The organism is Bradyrhizobium sp. CCBAU 11357 (assembly GCF_028128865.1).
In the GTDB taxonomy this organism is placed as follows: Bacteria; Pseudomonadota; Alphaproteobacteria; order Rhizobiales; family Xanthobacteraceae; genus Bradyrhizobium.
In genome coordinates, this window is the sequence record NZ_LBJW01000113.1 from 495,116 (window position 1) to 509,883 (window position 14,768).

13 protein-coding genes and 1 riboswitch are annotated in these 14,768 nt (G+C 67.4%); of the genes, 8 read left to right on the forward strand and 5 right to left on the reverse strand.

Going from position 1 to position 14,768, the window contains the following annotated elements:
- Nucleotides 1–9 precede the first annotated feature (9 nt).
- Nucleotides 10–1,698 carry a ShlB/FhaC/HecB family hemolysin secretion/activation protein gene (locus tag XI05_RS38075; protein ID WP_271511958.1) on the forward strand — a complete coding sequence of 563 codons (1,689 nt, stop codon included), beginning with the start codon at nucleotides 10–12 and terminating at the stop codon, nucleotides 1,696–1,698.
- Between the two features lie 230 nt (nucleotides 1,699–1,928).
- Here the strand turns inward: XI05_RS38075 and bluB are convergent, their stop codons facing one another.
- From bluB to cobU, 3 genes are read right to left on the reverse strand one after another with little or no spacing between them, the layout of a single operon-like run.
- On the reverse strand, nucleotides 1,929–2,561 hold the full coding sequence (gene bluB / locus XI05_RS38080; protein ID WP_271511386.1) for a 5,6-dimethylbenzimidazole synthase: 633 nt from the start codon (nucleotides 2,559–2,561) through the stop codon (nucleotides 1,929–1,931).
- A 4-nt stretch (nucleotides 2,562–2,565) separates the two neighbouring features.
- Nucleotides 2,566–3,348, reverse strand: a complete 783-nt coding sequence (cobS, locus tag XI05_RS38085; RefSeq protein WP_271511389.1) for an adenosylcobinamide-GDP ribazoletransferase — start codon at nucleotides 3,346–3,348, stop codon at nucleotides 2,566–2,568.
- The gene (gene cobU / locus XI05_RS38090; RefSeq protein ID WP_271511392.1) at nucleotides 3,345–3,848 is read right to left on the reverse strand and encodes a bifunctional adenosylcobinamide kinase/adenosylcobinamide-phosphate guanylyltransferase; all 504 of its coding nucleotides are present in this window, start codon (nucleotides 3,846–3,848) and stop codon (nucleotides 3,345–3,347) included. The genes cobS and cobU overlap by 4 nt, the downstream gene beginning before the upstream one ends.
- A 121-nt stretch (nucleotides 3,849–3,969) precedes the next feature.
- Here cobU and cbiB point away from each other — a divergent pair, with 121 nt between their 5' ends.
- Together cbiB and cobD are read left to right on the forward strand one after the other, a co-directional pair.
- Nucleotides 3,970–4,911 (forward strand): adenosylcobinamide-phosphate synthase CbiB, encoded by a 942-nt coding sequence (gene cbiB, locus XI05_RS38095; protein ID WP_271511394.1) that lies wholly within the window; start codon nucleotides 3,970–3,972, stop codon nucleotides 4,909–4,911.
- A gap of 11 nt (nucleotides 4,912–4,922) precedes the next feature.
- Nucleotides 4,923–5,888: a threonine-phosphate decarboxylase CobD gene (gene cobD / locus XI05_RS38100; RefSeq protein ID WP_271511396.1), complete on the forward strand. Its 966-nt coding sequence runs from the start codon at nucleotides 4,923–4,925 to the stop codon at nucleotides 5,886–5,888.
- Here the strand turns inward: cobD and XI05_RS38105 are convergent.
- Nucleotides 5,877–7,325, reverse strand: coding sequence for a cobyric acid synthase (locus XI05_RS38105; RefSeq protein ID WP_271511399.1), 1,449 nt, complete (start codon nucleotides 7,323–7,325; stop codon nucleotides 5,877–5,879). The two genes, cobD and XI05_RS38105, sit on opposite strands and share 12 nt — an antisense overlap.
- A gap of 7 nt (nucleotides 7,326–7,332) precedes the next feature.
- Nucleotides 7,333–7,968 (reverse strand): cob(I)yrinic acid a,c-diamide adenosyltransferase, encoded by a 636-nt coding sequence (gene cobO / locus XI05_RS38110; protein WP_271511401.1) that lies wholly within the window; start codon nucleotides 7,966–7,968, stop codon nucleotides 7,333–7,335.
- A gap of 40 nt (nucleotides 7,969–8,008) precedes the next feature.
- Nucleotides 8,009–8,229: riboswitch (cobalamin riboswitch) on the forward strand.
- A gap of 94 nt (nucleotides 8,230–8,323) precedes the next feature.
- Between cobO and XI05_RS38115 the strand changes: the two genes are divergently transcribed.
- From XI05_RS38115 to XI05_RS38135, 5 genes are read left to right on the forward strand one after another with little or no spacing between them, the layout of a single operon-like run.
- Nucleotides 8,324–8,698, forward strand: a complete 375-nt coding sequence (locus XI05_RS38115; RefSeq protein WP_025035271.1) for a DUF1636 family protein — start codon at nucleotides 8,324–8,326, stop codon at nucleotides 8,696–8,698.
- On the forward strand, nucleotides 8,695–9,729 hold the full coding sequence (gene cobW, locus XI05_RS38120) for a cobalamin biosynthesis protein CobW (protein ID WP_271511403.1): 1,035 nt from the start codon (nucleotides 8,695–8,697) through the stop codon (nucleotides 9,727–9,729). Before XI05_RS38115 ends, cobW begins: the two co-directional genes overlap by 4 nt.
- Nucleotides 9,729–12,977 (forward strand): cobaltochelatase subunit CobN, encoded by a 3,249-nt coding sequence (gene cobN, locus XI05_RS38125; protein ID WP_271511406.1) that lies wholly within the window; start codon nucleotides 9,729–9,731, stop codon nucleotides 12,975–12,977. Before cobW ends, cobN begins: the two co-directional genes overlap by 1 nt.
- Entirely contained in the window at nucleotides 12,974–14,137 is a 1,164-nt protein-coding gene (gene cobG / locus XI05_RS38130) for a precorrin-3B synthase (protein WP_271511408.1), read from the forward strand. The genes cobN and cobG overlap by 4 nt, the downstream gene beginning before the upstream one ends.
- Complete coding sequence (locus XI05_RS38135) at nucleotides 14,137–14,766, forward strand: precorrin-8X methylmutase (RefSeq protein WP_271511411.1); 630 nt, start codon at nucleotides 14,137–14,139, stop codon at nucleotides 14,764–14,766. The genes cobG and XI05_RS38135 overlap by 1 nt, the downstream gene beginning before the upstream one ends.
- The last annotated feature ends 2 nt before the right edge of the window (nucleotides 14,767–14,768 follow it).

Genomic DNA, 14,768 nt, shown 5'->3' on the forward strand with positions numbered 1-14,768 from the left:
GGCTTGGACATGCGGATTCGGCGGGCAGCATTGGCGGTCGGGCTGATAGCATCGTGCATCGCCTCCGCGCGTGCCCAGTCGATCAATCCCGGCGCGATCCAGCAGGACATTGACCGGCAGCGCCGGCAGCTCGAGCAGCAGAGCGCGCCGCCCAAGCTCACCGGGCCCGCAGTGATCGGCGGCGAGCGGGAGAAGTCCCAGCTCCTGAAGCCGGGCGGGCCGAAGTTCCGGCTGCGCAAGGTCACGTTCGACGAGTCCAAGTTCATCACGCCGGCGGAGCTCGACGAGATCGCGAAGAAATATGTCGGCAAGGATGTCGACATCGCCGCGCTGCTGCAGCTCGTCGCCGACATCAATGCCATCTATGCTGCGCGCGGCATCGTCACGGGCATCGCGACGCTGCCGGAGCAGGACGCCAAGGGCGGCATCGTCCGCGTCAAGCTGACCGAGGGCCGGCTCCAGAAGACGACCGTCGAGGGTAACAAGCAGACCCGCACCGATTACATCCTCGATCGCGTGAAGGAGCCCGAAGGGGAGGTGCTCGACGTTCCCAAGCTCAACCGCGACGTGATCTGGTTCAACCGGACCAACGACGTGCAGATCAAGGCGCTGCTGCAGCCCGGCTCGAGCTTCGGCTTGACCGACCTCCAGTTCGCGGTGATCGAGCCGCCGGTCGACACCTGGCAGCTCTTCGTCGACAATCAGGGCGTGGAGAACACCGGGCGCTGGGAAGGCGGCACCTTTTACAAGCGCCACGGCCTGTTCGGTGTCGACGACCGCCTGACATTCTACGGCGTCCGCTCCGACGGCAATCTCAACGGCAATGCCGCCTACAGCATTCCCTTCAATCCCTGGGGCGGGCGTGTCGGCGTCAGCTACACCGAAGGCAAGATCAAGATCATCCAGGGGCCGTTCGTCGCGCTCGACGTCACCGGACGCTCGAGCCAGGCGTCGGTCAATCTCAGCCAGCCGGTCTGGGTGACCCAGGACTGGCTGGTGCTGCTCAACGCCGCCTTGACCGAGGGCAAGACCGTCAGCCGCTTTGCCACCGTCGCCGTCACCGACGATCATTACGACAAGACCACGGCGGGCGTCTCGGTGACCAAGTCCGGCAACACCTATTCGATCACGGTTTCGCCGGCGGTGAACTACATCGCGTGGCATGACTATGTGCTCGGCAACAACCGCGCGTTCAACACCTATACCGGCTCGCTGATCGCGACCAGCGCCGCGGGGCCCGCGAACTTCAGCGCCAACGTGCTGGCGAGCTGGCAGTACACGCAGGAGAAGCTGCTGCCGGGCGATCAGATTTTTTCGATCGGCGGTCCGACCACCGTGCGTGGCTATCCCTCCAGCGCGGCGTCCGGCGACAGCGGCTATTATTTCAACGCCGAGCTGCACTACAACTGGTCGCAATGGTTGAGGGGTTTCGACACCTACGTCTTCACCGACTGGGGGGCGGTGTATTCGACCTTCCCCGGCGTCACCGAAATGGCCTCGGTCGGCGTCGGCTTCTCCTGGACTTACGCCCCGTTCATGACCTTCGAGGCCAATTACGCGACGCCGCTGAAGATGGCGGTCTCGACCCAGAACCATTACGAGGCCTATGGCCGCGTCATCTTCCGGCCGCTGCTGATGTTCCAGAAGCCGGAAAGCCCCGCGCCCGTGGCGGCGGTGGCCGGCAGGAGCAAGTCGTAGCGGCAGGTCTGACGCTTTTTCCCCGTCATTGCGCGACATTTCCGATCTCGTGCCCCGGACGCAGCGCAGCGCCTCTTCGGCGGTGCGCTGCAGAGCCGGGGCCCATGCAGCAGCAAATGACCCGGTCTCCTGGGTCCCGGCTCTGCGGAGCGTCACTGCGTGCCGCACCGCGTCCGGAACACGCAGAATGCTGCTCGATGCTCGCAATGACGGAGGATCGCGCCCTCCGCTTAGCGCCGCAGCGTAAACTCCTCCGCGCCGCGTCGGTGCTCCCATTTCGCCTGCTCCAGCTCGGGCTGGTCGCATTCGGCTTCCGGATAGCCGACGCAGAGATAGGCGATGAATTTCCAGGTTTCAGGCACATCGAGGATGGCGTGAATGCGATCCGGATTGAGGATCGAGACCCAGCCGATGCCGATGCTCTCGGCGCGGGCGGCGAGCCACATCGCGGTGATGGCGGCGACCACGGAATATTCGGTTGTCTCCGGCATGGTCGCGCGGCCGAGGCCGTGGCCGACGTCGCTGGCCTTGTCGGCAAACACGGCAAGGTGGCCGGGGGCCTGTTCGAGGCCCGACAATTTCAGCGTGGCGTAGCGGGCCGCGCGTTCGCCGGAATAGCAATTCAGCGCGTCGGTGTTGCACGCCTTGAAATCGTCGGTGACCGCCCGGCGCCGCGCGGCATCGTCAACGACGACGAAGCGCCAGGGCTGGCTGAGGCCGACCGAAGGCGAGAGGCAGGCGGTCTCGATCAGGCGATCGATCGCCCCCTCCGGCAATGGATCGCTGCGGAAGCGTCGCACGTCGCGGCGCCACACGAACAGCTCGCGCAAGTGCTGGCGGAAGGTATCGTCGAACTCGACCATGAGGTCATCGCCCCATCTGGAACGACGCGGCCACCAGCAGGATCAGGCTCTCGCCCGTCTGCTCGAACGCGCCGAGAATGTCGCCGGTCTGCCCGCCGATCTGGCGGATGGCAAGCCGCGCCAGCATCAGGCCGGCCAGCGACAGCAGGATCAGGCCGACCAGCGCCTTGCCCGGCCCCAACGCCAGGGCAAGCGCGAGCGTTCCAAGCGCGAAGGCGATCGCCACGCTGCGGCCGGGCGGCGCCCCGGCGCCGGCCGATAAACCGTCAGGCCGCGCCGGCGGTACCAGCGACATGAAGGCGGGCACGCCGGCGCGGGCAGCAACGTGCGCCGCGCACAACGCGAGCATGACGGCCCATGGATTTGCGATCGTGGCAAGCGCGCTCCAGCGCAGGCCGAACGACAGGATCAGTGCGCAGACACCATAGGTCCCGATCCGGCTGTCGCGCATGATCTCGAGCTTGCGCTCGCGCGTGCGGCCGCCGCCAAGTCCGTCCGCGGTGTCGGCAAGTCCGTCCTCGTGCAGCGCGCCGGTGATGAGGGCGGTCGTGGCCAGCACGAGCAAAGCGGCAAGGCTCGGCGTCAGTCCGAAGCGAATGGCGATCTTGTAAGTGAGGGCGCCGGCGAGGCCGACCAGCAGTCCCGCGACCGGCAACGCCCAGGTCGCGCGCGCGATCGCGCCGTCACCGGCGGGCTTCGAAGATGCCACCGGGAGGATCGTCACGAACGATGTCGCCATCCTGAGATCGGCGACGATATCTTTGAGAAGCTCGGCGCGCGGGATCATTTCAGCTTCATCGGCAGGCCGGCGACGACGAACTCGACCTCGTCGGCGACACCGGCAATGATCTGGTTCATGATCCCGGCGGCATCGCGGAAGCTGCGCGCCAGCGCATTGTCGGGCACGATGCCGAAGCCGACCTCGTTGGTGACGAGGACGACGGGGCTGTTGAGGCGGGGCAGGGCGGCGGCGAGCTCTCTCACCTCTCGCTCCCAATCGCGCGCCGCATGCATCAGATTGGAGAGCCACAGCGTCAGGCAGTCCACCAGCCTCGCGCCGCCGCCATCGGTTGCGAGCAGCGCGGGCACGAGATCGAGCGGCACCTCGCGCTCGATCCAATCGGTTCCGCGCCGCGCGCGATGTCTTGCGATGCGTTCCTGCATTTCGCCATCGAGCGCTTCGGCCGTCGCGATGTAGACGGGCTGGCCGGCAAAGCTGCGCGCGCACGCTTCCGCCCGGGTGCTTTTGCCCGATCTCGCCCCGCCGGTGATCAGAATGACGGCCATGAAGGTCTCCTGCGATGAGCACTAATCATCAAACGCGGCCAAAGACAAAGCCGAAATCAGGCGGCGAGGGGCTTGCGCTCGGCCGCCGTCTTGCGCAACACGGGCGGGACAGGAGACCGATGTGGACTTTGCGGGCGCGATGGTGGTGGCGATGGCGGTGGATGCCCTTCTGGGCTGGCCGGCATGGCTGTTCGCGCGGGTCGGCCATCCCGTCACCTGGCTCGGCCGGCTGATTGCTGCCATCGACACCGCCTGGAATCGCGCGTCCGATCCGCCGGCATTGCGTCGAGCCGCCGGCGTCGCCGGCGCGCTTGCGGTGATCGCGCTCTCCGCTGCGCTCGGTTGGGCGCTTCAATCGCTGTTGCCTTCGGGCCGGATCCAGATCGTGCTGATTGGCGTCCTGGCCTGGCCATTGGTCGCGCTGCGCTCGCTGCATGATCATGTGGCTGCCGTCGCCACGCCCTTGCTGGCTGGCGATGTCGCCGCCGCGCGCGATGCGGTCTCGCGCATCGTCGGCCGTGATCCGGCAGCGCTCGATGAAGCCGGCATCGCGCGCGCGGCGATCGAGAGCCTTGCCGAAAACGCCTCCGACGGCATCGTCGCGCCGGTGTTCTGGGGCGCGCTGTTCGGCTTGCCCGGGATCCTCGGCTACAAGGCCATCAACACGCTGGACTCCATGATCGGCCACCGCAGTGAACGGCATGAAGCCTTCGGCTGGGCGGCGGCGCGCATCGACGATGTCGCCAATTTCATCCCGGCGCGGCTGACCGGATTCCTCTTCGTGCTGCTGGCACCGCAGCGGTCGGAGGCGCTGGCGTGCATGACGCGCGATGCGCGCCGTCATCGCTCGCCCAATGCCGGCTGGCCGGAAGCGGCCATGGCGGGTGGACTCGGTGTGCGGCTCAGCGGTCCCCGCATCTATCACGGCAGTGCGACCGACGAGCCCTGGCTGAACGACGGCGCGCGCGATCCGCGCGCCGCCGACATCGCGGAGGCGCTGACCGTCTACCGTCGTGCCATGTCGCTGGTCGCAGGCCTGCTTGCGATCCTGGCCTTCGCGTGAAAGAACGGGGCATGCGCGAGCACGGTGGAAATCTGGACCTGGCCCAGCAGCGTTTTGGCGGACGCGCGGAGGATTGGATCGACCTGTCGACGGGCATCAACCGCTTGCCATATCCCGTGGGCGAGGTGAGCGCGCGCGCGTGGAGCGCGCTGCCGTCGCGTGCCGAGATCGAGGCCCTGCATCGGGCCGGCCAGCAGGCCTATCGCACGAGCGCCCCGGTCGTTGCGATGGGCGGTGCACAGGCCGCCATCCAATTGTTGCCGCAGCTTGCGGTGCCAGGGCGCGCGCGCATCCTCGCACCGACCTACAACGAATATGCCGGCGTCCTGTCAGCCGCGGGCTGGGATGTCCAGGAGGCTGCGGAACTCGATGCGCTGGCGGGTGCGGACCTCGCCATCGTGGTCAATCCGAACAATCCCGACGGGCGGTGCCATTCGCGCAAGGATCTGCTCGCGCTGTTGCCGCGCGTCGGCCGCCTCGTCATCGACGAGAGCTTTGCCGATGCCGATCCGCAGCTATCGCTTGCACCCGAATCGGATCGACGGGGACTGTTGATCCTACGATCCTTCGGAAAATTTTATGGGTTGGCCGGCCTGCGGCTCGGGTTCGCCATCGGTCATGCTGCCGACATCGACAGGCTGGCCGCGATGTCGGGTCCATGGCCCGTTTCGGGCGCGGCGATCGAAATCGGCTGCCGGGCCTTGCGCGACGAGGCCTGGGCCGAGGCGACGTCGGCGCGGCTCGCGCGCGACTGTCGTCGTCTCGACGCGATGGCGCATTCGCAAGGCTGGCGGCTGATCGGCGGCACATCGCTGTTCCGCTTGTACGAAACGCCTGACGCGCGGACCGCGCAGGAGAGGCTCGCGCGCGCCCACATCTGGTCCCGTGTCTTCGCGCAACAGCCCACATGGCAGCGCCTCGGGCTTCCCGGCAGCGAAGCCGAATGGACGCGCCTTGCCGACGTCCTAGCGCGCTAGCGCGAGCAGGCCTTCGACGTCGAGATGAGCTTCGATGTGATCGGCCAGCGCCTCGAGTGCGCTTTCGACCCGGTCGTGATAGGGCTCGTCGCCCGCGGGAATGTCGAGCTTGGCGAGGTAAGCCTTGCGGAAATCATCCGACGTGAACAGGCCGTGCAGATAGCTGCCCTGCACGCGTCCGTCGCGCGAGATGGCGCCTTCTGGCTCGCCGTCCAGCTTCGCGAAGGGGCGGGCGCGATCCGGGCCGTCGGTGCGGCCGATGTGAATCTCGTAAGCCTGGATCGGCTGATCGGTTGCGGCGTGCACGGCCGCAACGCGCGTGAGGGTCTTCTGCGGGCTCATCACCGTCTCGACATCGAGAAGTCCGAGGCCCGGCGTGTCGCCCGCAGGTCCCTCGATGCCTTCAGGGTCGGCGACGCTGCGTCCCAGCATCTGATAGCCGCCGCAGAGGCCGAGCACATGGCCGCCCCTGCGGCAATGCGCGAGCAGATCGATGTCCCAGCCTTGCGCGCGCAGGAAGGCGAGGTCGCCGCGGGTGGATTTGGAGCCGGGAATGATGACGAGACTGATATCGCCCGGGATTGCCTCGCCCGGGCGCACCATCACGAGATCGACGCCTGGCTCGAGCTTGAGAGGATCGAGATCGTCGAAATTGGCGATCCGCGACAGCGCGAGACAGGCGATCTTGCATTGGCCGGGCTTGCGCGCGTCACTCAGGCCGAGCGCATCCTCGGCCGGCAGCTCGCCGGCACGCGTGAACCAGGGCAGCACGCCAAGGCCGCGCCATGCGGTCTTTTGCTCGATCAGTCTGTAACCGTCGTCGAACAGCGTGGGGTCGCCGCGGAACTTGTTGATGACGAAGCCGGAGATCATCGCTGCATCGTCGGGATCGATCACCGTCTTGATGCCGACCAGTTGGGCAATGACACCGCCGCGATCGATGTCGCCCACCAGCACGACCGGCACATCCGCCTTGCGGGCAAAGCCCATATTGGCGATGTCGGATTTGCGCAAATTCACCTCGGCCGGGCTGCCGGCGCCCTCGACCAGCACCAGATCGGCCCGCGCCTTCAAGCGTTCGAAACTCTCGAGCACCGCGCCCATCAGCGACGGCTTCATTGCCGCGTATTCGCGTGCGCGTGCGGTCGCGATGCGCTTGCCATGGACCACGACTTGCGCGCCGACATCGGTCTCGGGCTTGAGCAGCACCGGGTTCATGTCGGTGTGCGGCTCGACGCCGGCGGCGAGCGCCTGCAGCGCCTGGGCGCGACCGATCTCGCCGCCGTCTACCGTGACCGCGGCGTTGTTCGACATGTTCTGCGGCTTGAACGGCAGCACCCGCAGACCACGGCGCGTGAAGGCGCGCGCGAGGCCGGCGACGATGAGCGATTTGCCCACGTCCGAGCCGGCCCCCTGGATCATCAAAGCGCGTGCCATCGTGCCTTCAGAACTCGACGCCGGCCTGCGCCTTGATGCCGGAACGGAACGGATGCTTCACCAGCGTCATCTCGGTGACGAGGTCGGCGATCTCGATCAACTCGTCCTTGGCGTTGCGCCCGGTGAGCACGACATGCGTCATTGGCGGCTTCTGCGTCGTCAGGAACTCCACCACCTCGGCAATGTCGAGATAGTCGTAGCGGAGCGCGATGTTGATCTCGTCGAGCACGACCATGCGCAAGTTCGTGTCGAGGATCAGCTCCTTGGCTTTCTCCCAGCCGGCGCGTGCGGCGGCGATGTCGCGGGCGCGGTCCTGCGTCTCCCAGGTGAAGCCTTCGCCCATCGCGTGGAACTGACAGAGATCGCCGAAATGGCCGGTGAGCAGGCGCCGCTCGCCGGTATCCCAGGCGCCCTTGATGAATTGCACCACCGCGCAAGGGAAGCCATGCGCCACGCAGCGGACGATCATGCCGAAGGCCGAGGAGGATTTTCCCTTGCCCGCGCCGGTATGGACGATGATCAGGCCCTTTTCGCCGCTCTTGGTCGCCATGATCTTGTCGCGGGCGGCCTTCTTCTTCGCCATTTTCTGGGCGTGCCTGATGTCGGTATCCTCGGCTGATTGGGTATGCGGTTCAGACGTCATGGGACCCGGTCCTTCGGCTTGACAAGTGGCGGCCACCGGCAAATGGTGGCCCCGCGTTGGTTCCTGTCCTATGACAGGCGAAGAGGGAATGCGATAGGGTCCGAATCGGCAAGATTTGGATCCAAACTGCAGCCGCCCCCGCGACCGTGACCGGAGAGATGCCCGAAGCCACTGATTCCTTTTGGAATCGGGAAGGCGGGGATCGAAGGGCCAAAACCCTGCTCCGCAAGCCGGGAGACCTGCCAGCGCGGACGAGTTTTGGACCGGCGGACGGGGTGTTCCGCGACGGGGAAGCGGGCCTTCAGGAGAATGGTCCGTGCGCCTCATCGCCTCCCGCTGTTATCTGGAAGAGGCGATGACCGTCACACTTCATGTCTGCATCACCTGCCGCGCCGGCCAGACGCTGGGCGAGGGCGAGACCACGCCCGGCAAGCGCCTGCATGGCGCGATCCTCGAGGCCGGCGTGCCCGAGGGCGTCAGCGTGGTTCCCGTCGAATGCCTGTCGGCCTGCAGCCAGGGCTGCTCGGTCGCGCTCAGCGCGCCCGGCCGCTGGTCCTATGTCTATGGTCGCCTGTCCGATGCGAATGCGCAGGACGTGGTCGCAGGCGCCGCTGCCTACGCTGCCGCGCCCGATGGCATCGTGCCCTGGCGCAGCCGACCCGAAATCTTCCGCAAGCAGTCGCTTGCCCGCATTCCCCCCATTGCCGTCGTGCCGGAGGCCGCTGAATGAACTCGCTCGCAAAAGTCCCGGTTACGGTGGTCACCGGTTTCCTCGGTTCCGGCAAGACGACGCTGATCCAGCATCTGCTCAGCAATGCCGGCGGCAAGAAGCTCGCGGTGCTCGTCAACGAGTTCGGCAGCGAGGGCGTCGATGGCGAGATACTGAAGTCCTGCGCCGATGCGAACTGCCCGGAGGAGAACATCGTCGAGCTCGCCAATGGCTGCATCTGCTGCACGGTGGCCGACGACTTCATTCCGACGATGGAGCAATTGCTGGCGCGGCCGGTGCGGCCCGATCACATCCTGATCGAGACCTCCGGCCTGGCATTGCCGAAGCCGCTGTTGAAGGCGTTCGACTGGCCGGAGATCCGCTCGCGCATCACGGTCGACGGCGTGATCGCGCTGGCCGACGCCGAGGCTGTCGCGGCCGGCCGCTTCGCGCCGGATCCGGCTGCGGTGGAAGCGCAGCGCGCGACGGACGAAAATCTCGATCACGAGACGCCGCTGTCGGAGGTGTTCGAGGATCAGATCGCCTGTGCCGATATCGTGCTGCTGACCAAGGCCGACCTTGCGGGCACCGCGGGCATCGAAGCCGCAAAGGCGGCGATCACCGCCGAGATGCCGCGCCGCGTGCCGATGCTGCCGGTCACAGACGGCGCGATCGATGCGCGCGTCATTCTCGGGCTCGGTGCGGCGGCCGAGAATGATCTCGCCGCGCGGCCTTCGCATCATGATGGTGAGGAGGAGCATGAGCATGATGATTTCGCCTCCGTCGTAATCGACCTTCCGGAGGTGGCGGATATCGAGGCGCTGGTCGCATCGGTGCAGAAGCTGGCGCGCGAGCAGAACGTGCTGCGGGCCAAGGGCTACATCGCGGTCGCGGGCAAGCCGATGCGGCTGTTGCTGCAGGCGGTCGGTGAGCGCGTGCGCCATCAGTTCGACAAGCCATGGGGCGCAGGTCACAGGCAGTCCAAGCTCGTCGTGATCGGCGAGCACGGCGATATCGACGAGGCCGCCATTAGAGCGGGACTTGGCATCTGATGCACGTCGTCTTCCGCGAGAGCCGCGGTCTCGAGGAGACCGCGACGCCAAGAGACATCGGCCAGGACCCGGCCGATCTCGTGGTGCTCTCGTATTCGGATTCCGACCTTGCCGCGTTTGCGGCCGGCTGGCGGCGCGGCCGAGGCAGCCTGCCGTCGCTACGGCTCGCCAATCTCGCCGAGCTGCGTCATCCGCTGTCGGTCGACACCTATATCGAGCGCACGCTGTCGCAGGCGCGCGGCATATTGGTGCGCCTGATCGGCGGGGAAGCCTATTGGGCGTACGGGCTCGCGGCGCTCCAGCAACTCGCGAAAGACCGCAACATCGTGCTCGCCGTGCTGCCGGCGGACGGCCGCGATGACACGCGGCTGGATGCGTACTCGACCCTGCCGGTCTCGACGCTGCGTCGGCTCAAGGTGCTCTGCGACACTGGCGGCCCAGTCGCAGCGCAAGCCGCGATCGCGCAGCTCGCGCTGGCCTCAGGCCTCTATGCCGGCCCGGTCATCGGGGAGATGACCGTTCCCGAGATGGGCTTTTACGATCCCGCGCGTGGCGTCATTGCTGCGCCTGCCGGTGCCGAGGAGAAGCCGCGCGCACTCGTGACGTTCTATCGCTCCTATCTCACGGCCGCCGATACCGGGCCGGTCGACGCCCTGATTGCTGCGCTGCGCGAGAAGGGATTTGACGCCTACGGCGTGTTCGTCACCTCGCTGAAGGCGCCAGGCGTTGCCGACTGGTTGCGCGCGCATCTGGCGCAACATCCTGCGGCGGCGATCGTCAATGCGACGGCGTTCTCGGCCCTTGGCGATGACGGCACGACGCCGTTCGATGCCGCGTCCTGTCCGGTATTCCAGGTCGCGCTCTCGACGGCGCGGCGCGAGGATTGGGCGGAATCGCTGCGCGGCCTGTCGCCCGGCGATCTCGCGATGCATGTCGTGCTGCCCGAGGTCGACGGCCGCCTGTTCGCGGGCGTGGTGAGCTTCAAGTCCGCTGGGGAGCGCGATCCCGATCTGCAGTTCGCGCATCTGGCGCACAGGCTAGATGAGGAGCGCGTCAACGCCGTTGCCGCGCGCGTTGCGGCTTGGCGGCACCTTGCGGAGAAGCCTATCGGTGAGAAACGGTTGGCGATCGTCCTCTCGAACTATCCGGGCCGGCCGCACCAGATCGCGCACGCCGTTGGCCTCGATGCGCTGGCGTCGGTCGAGGCGTTGATCTCCGATATCGCGGAGGTCGGCTTCGACGTTGCGCCAATCGATGCGCTCGGCGAGAAACTGTTGAAGCAGAGTTTGTTCTGGAGCGTCGCCGATTATCGCGCAGAACTCTCGCGTCTTCCGCAATCTCTTCAGGACGATCTCGGGCAAGCCTGGGGCGCGGTGGAGAACGATCCGAGCTGCCGCGACGGCGCGTTCCACTTCGCCGCGATTCAGTGCGGCCGGTCGATCATCGCGGTCCAGCCCGAGCGCGGCGATGCGGCCTCGCGCGATGCCGAGTATCACGATCTCGCCCGCACGCCGCGCCACGCCTATGTCGCGTTCTATCTCTGGCTCAGGCAGCAGGGCTGCGATGCCGTCGTGCATATGGGCGCACATGGCACGCTGGAATGGCTGCCGGGCAAATCCGTGGCGCTGTCGCAAGCGTGCTGGCCGGAAGCGCTGATCGGCGATCTCCCCGTCATCTATCCCTTCATCGTCAACGATCCCGGCGAGGCCGCGCAGGCCAAGCGGCGCATCGGCGCGGTCACGATCGGCCATCTGCCGCCGCCGCTGGAAACGTCTGCGGTGCCGGAAGGTTTGCGTCGGCTCGAACGGCTGCTCGACGAATATTCGACCGCCGATGGTCTCGACCCCGCCCGCCGGCAGCGTTTGATCGCCGCGATCCGCGACGAGGCGCGCGCGGCAGGTCTCGAAGGCGATCTCGGCCTGGATTCATCGGCCGCACCGGCCGAAGCGATCCCGCGGATCGATCGCTTCGTTTGCGACCTCAAGGAGAGCCAGTTCGGCGACGGCCTGCACGTGTTCGGCCGCGGCGCCTGTGCCGAAGCGGAGCGGGATGCGTTGCGTGCCGCGCTCGCCGGACAGCGCGTTGCGCCGGGACCGTCGGGCTCGCCCTATCGCGGGCGACAGGACGTGCTGCCGACGGGGCGCAATCTCTTCGCCGTCGACCCGCGCGCGGTGCCGACGCCGTCGGCGCATGCGCAAGGCATCAAGCTTGCTGAAGAGCTGCTGCGTCGTCACTTGCAGGATCACGGCGACTGGCCGAAAGGGCTCGTGGTCGACCTCTGGGGCTCGGCGACGATGCGCACCGCCGGCGAGGAGTTTGCGATGGCGCTGCATCTGGCCGGCCTCGCGCCGCGCTGGGATCATGCGTCCGGCCGCGTCACCGGTTACGACATCATCGCACCGGCCGAGCTCGGCCGCCCTCGCATCGACGTCACTCTGCGCGTATCCGGCCTGTTCCGCGATGTCTTCGCGGGTCTCGCGCAATTGTTCGAAGCCGCCTCCGAGGCGCTCGCGGCGCGCGACGAGGAGGGTGATGAGAATCCGTATCGACACCGTGCGGCCCGCGTGTTCGCGCCGCGGCCCGGACAATACGGCGTCGGCCTCTCGGCTCTCCCGGATGCCTTCACGCCGGAGACGCGCGAGGCCGCCGGCGAAGCCTGGCTGTCGGCATCATCCTGGGCGTTCTCTCCCGATGGCGCGATGCAGCCGGATCGCGCAGGTATCGAACAGCGTCTTAAGTCCGCCGACGCTTTTGTCCATGTCCAGGACTTGCCCGAAACCGATCTGCTGCTCGCCGCCGATTATGCCGCGCATGAGGCAGGTGTTGCTGCGGCAGCCGCGCATCTCGGCGCAGGCGCGCCGTCGCTCTATCACCTCGATGCGACACGGCCCGGCGAGCCGCATGCGCGCACGCTGACGGAGGAGATCTCACGGGTCGTCCGGGCACGCGCGGCCAATCCGGCCTGGATCGCCGGCATGATGCGCCACGGCTTTCGCGGTGCCGCCGAGATCACCGCGACGCTGGAGCACATGGCCGCCTTCGCGCATCTCGCCAGCGCCGTGCCGCCGCATCTGTTCGACCTCTATTACGACGCGACACTCGGCAACGACGACGTCCGCGCCTTCATGGCGCACGAAAATCCGGCGGCGCTCGCCGCAATGGAAACCTGCTTCACGCGCCTGCACGAAGCCTCGCTCTGGCGAACCCGCCGCAATTCGATTGCGGCGGCGCTAAAGGAGGCGTCATGAGCGCGGCCACAGTCAAGGGCTGGTGTCCCGGCGCGCTGCGCCCGATGCAATCGGGCGACGGGCTCGTGGTGCGCGTGCGTCCGTTCGGCGCGCGCCTTGAAGCGCCGCAAATCTCCGGGCTTGCGGAACTCGCCGAGCGCTTCGGCAATGGTCTGATCGACGTCACGAGTCGGGCCAATCTGCAGATCAGGGGTGTCAAAGAGGACGGCCATCGGCCGTTGCTCGACGGTCTTGCGCGACTGGCACTGCTCGACCCCGATGCTGATATCGAAGCCAGGCGCAACATCCTGGTGACGCCGTTCTGGAGCAACGGCGACGAAACGCAGTCGCTTGCGGCGGAGCTCGAGGAGGCGCTTGTCGATTCCGGCCTTGCGCTTCCCACCAAGTTCGGCTTCGCCATCGATGACGGACGGTCGCGCGTTCTCGCCGGCGATTCCGCCGACATCCGCATCGAGCGCGACCGCTCGGGCGGCCTCCTGGTGCGGGCCGACGGCGCCAAGCTCGGTCGCTCCGTCGATCGCGGCCAGGCTGTGAGCGCGGCGCTGGCGCTCGCAAGCTGGTTCCTCATCTCCGGCGGTACGAAGGGCGGGCGCGGGCGCATGGCAGCCCACATCGCATCCGGTGCCGTGTTGCCTCAATCATTGCGCGGCGAGACCGAGCCGGCCCCCCTGATGGCCGCGGTGCGGCCCGGGCTCTATCCGCAAGGCGCGATGGTCGGTGTCGCGTTCGGGCAGATGCTGCACGCGACGCTCCATCAGTTCTCTGCTTGCGGCCATGCGCTGCGCATGACGCCTTGGCGGATGGTGCTCAGTGAGGGCAAGCGCGAGATGCCGAGCGGGGCGGGGCTCATCACCGAGCCCTATGACCCGGCGCTGCGCGTCATCGCCTGCAGCGGCGCGCCGCGCTGCCGCGAAGCCCATGCCGATACGCGCGCGCTGGCAGCAGCGCTCGCGCCACGCATCGCCGCCGATGCGCGGCTCCACGTCTCCGGCTGCGGCAAGGGCTGCGCCCATTCCGGCGCGGCTGCGGTCACGCTGATTGCGACGCGTGCCGGGTTCGATCTCGTCCGCGACGGCTCGACCCGCGACGCGCCGGTCCTGCGCGGGCTGAACGGCGCCGACATCGTCAGGGATCCCTCCATCCTGGTCGGAGGGAACTGATGCCGCACACCTACGAGACCGATGGCGCGGCGATCTATCGGCAATCTTTTGCGACCATCCGGGCCGAGGCCGATCTTGCGCGCTTCACGCCGGACGAGGAGCAGATCGTGGTGCGGATGATCCATGCCGCCGGCATGGTCGGTCTGGAAGCGTATATCCGCTTCACGCCTGATATGGCGACTGCCGCGCGCGCGGCCTTGCAGAAGGGCGCGCCGATCCTGTGCGACGCGCGCATGGTGTCCGAAGGCATTACGCGCGCGAGATTGCCCGCGGACAATGCCGTGATCTGCACGCTCGGCGATCCCGCCGTGCCCGCCCTGGCGCAGTCCATGCGCAACACGCGCTCGGCCGCGGCGCTGGAACTATGGCGGCCGTATCTTAACGGTGCGATCGTCGCGATCGGCAATGCGCCGACCGCGCTGTTTCATTTGCTCAACATGCTGGAGGATCGCGACTGTCCGCGGCCGGCGGCGATCATCGGCTGTCCTGTCGGCTTCGTCGGCGCGGCCGAGTCCAAGGCCGCGCTGATGGCCGATCCGCCGGCGCCGGCGCTGACCGTCGACGGCCGCCTCGGCGGCTCCGCGATCACGGTTGCTGCCGTGAACGCGCTGGCGAGCCGGAGCGAATAGAG

Coding starts and splice junctions, on each gene's coding strand:
- XI05_RS38075 (WP_271511958.1), top strand. CDS start 10: ATGCGGATTCGGCGGGCAGCATTGGCGGTCGGGCTGATAGCATCGTGC.
- bluB (WP_271511386.1), bottom strand. CDS start 2,561: ATGGTCGAGTTCGACGATACCTTCCGCCAGCACTTGCGCGAGCTGTTC.
- cobS (WP_271511389.1), bottom strand. CDS start 3,348: ATGATCCCGCGCGCCGAGCTTCTCAAAGATATCGTCGCCGATCTCAGG.
- cobU (WP_271511392.1), bottom strand. CDS start 3,848: ATGGCCGTCATTCTGATCACCGGCGGGGCGAGATCGGGCAAAAGCACC.
- cobD (WP_271511396.1), top strand. CDS start 4,923: ATGCGCGAGCACGGTGGAAATCTGGACCTGGCCCAGCAGCGTTTTGGC.
- XI05_RS38105 (WP_271511399.1), bottom strand. CDS start 7,325: ATGGCACGCGCTTTGATGATCCAGGGGGCCGGCTCGGACGTGGGCAAA.
- cobO (WP_271511401.1), bottom strand. CDS start 7,968: ATGACGTCTGAACCGCATACCCAATCAGCCGAGGATACCGACATCAGG.
- XI05_RS38115 (WP_025035271.1), top strand. CDS start 8,324: ATGACCGTCACACTTCATGTCTGCATCACCTGCCGCGCCGGCCAGACG.
- cobW (WP_271511403.1), top strand. CDS start 8,695: ATGAACTCGCTCGCAAAAGTCCCGGTTACGGTGGTCACCGGTTTCCTC.
- cobN (WP_271511406.1), top strand. CDS start 9,729: ATGCACGTCGTCTTCCGCGAGAGCCGCGGTCTCGAGGAGACCGCGACG.
- cobG (WP_271511408.1), top strand. CDS start 12,974: ATGAGCGCGGCCACAGTCAAGGGCTGGTGTCCCGGCGCGCTGCGCCCG.
- XI05_RS38135 (WP_271511411.1), top strand. CDS start 14,137: ATGCCGCACACCTACGAGACCGATGGCGCGGCGATCTATCGGCAATCT.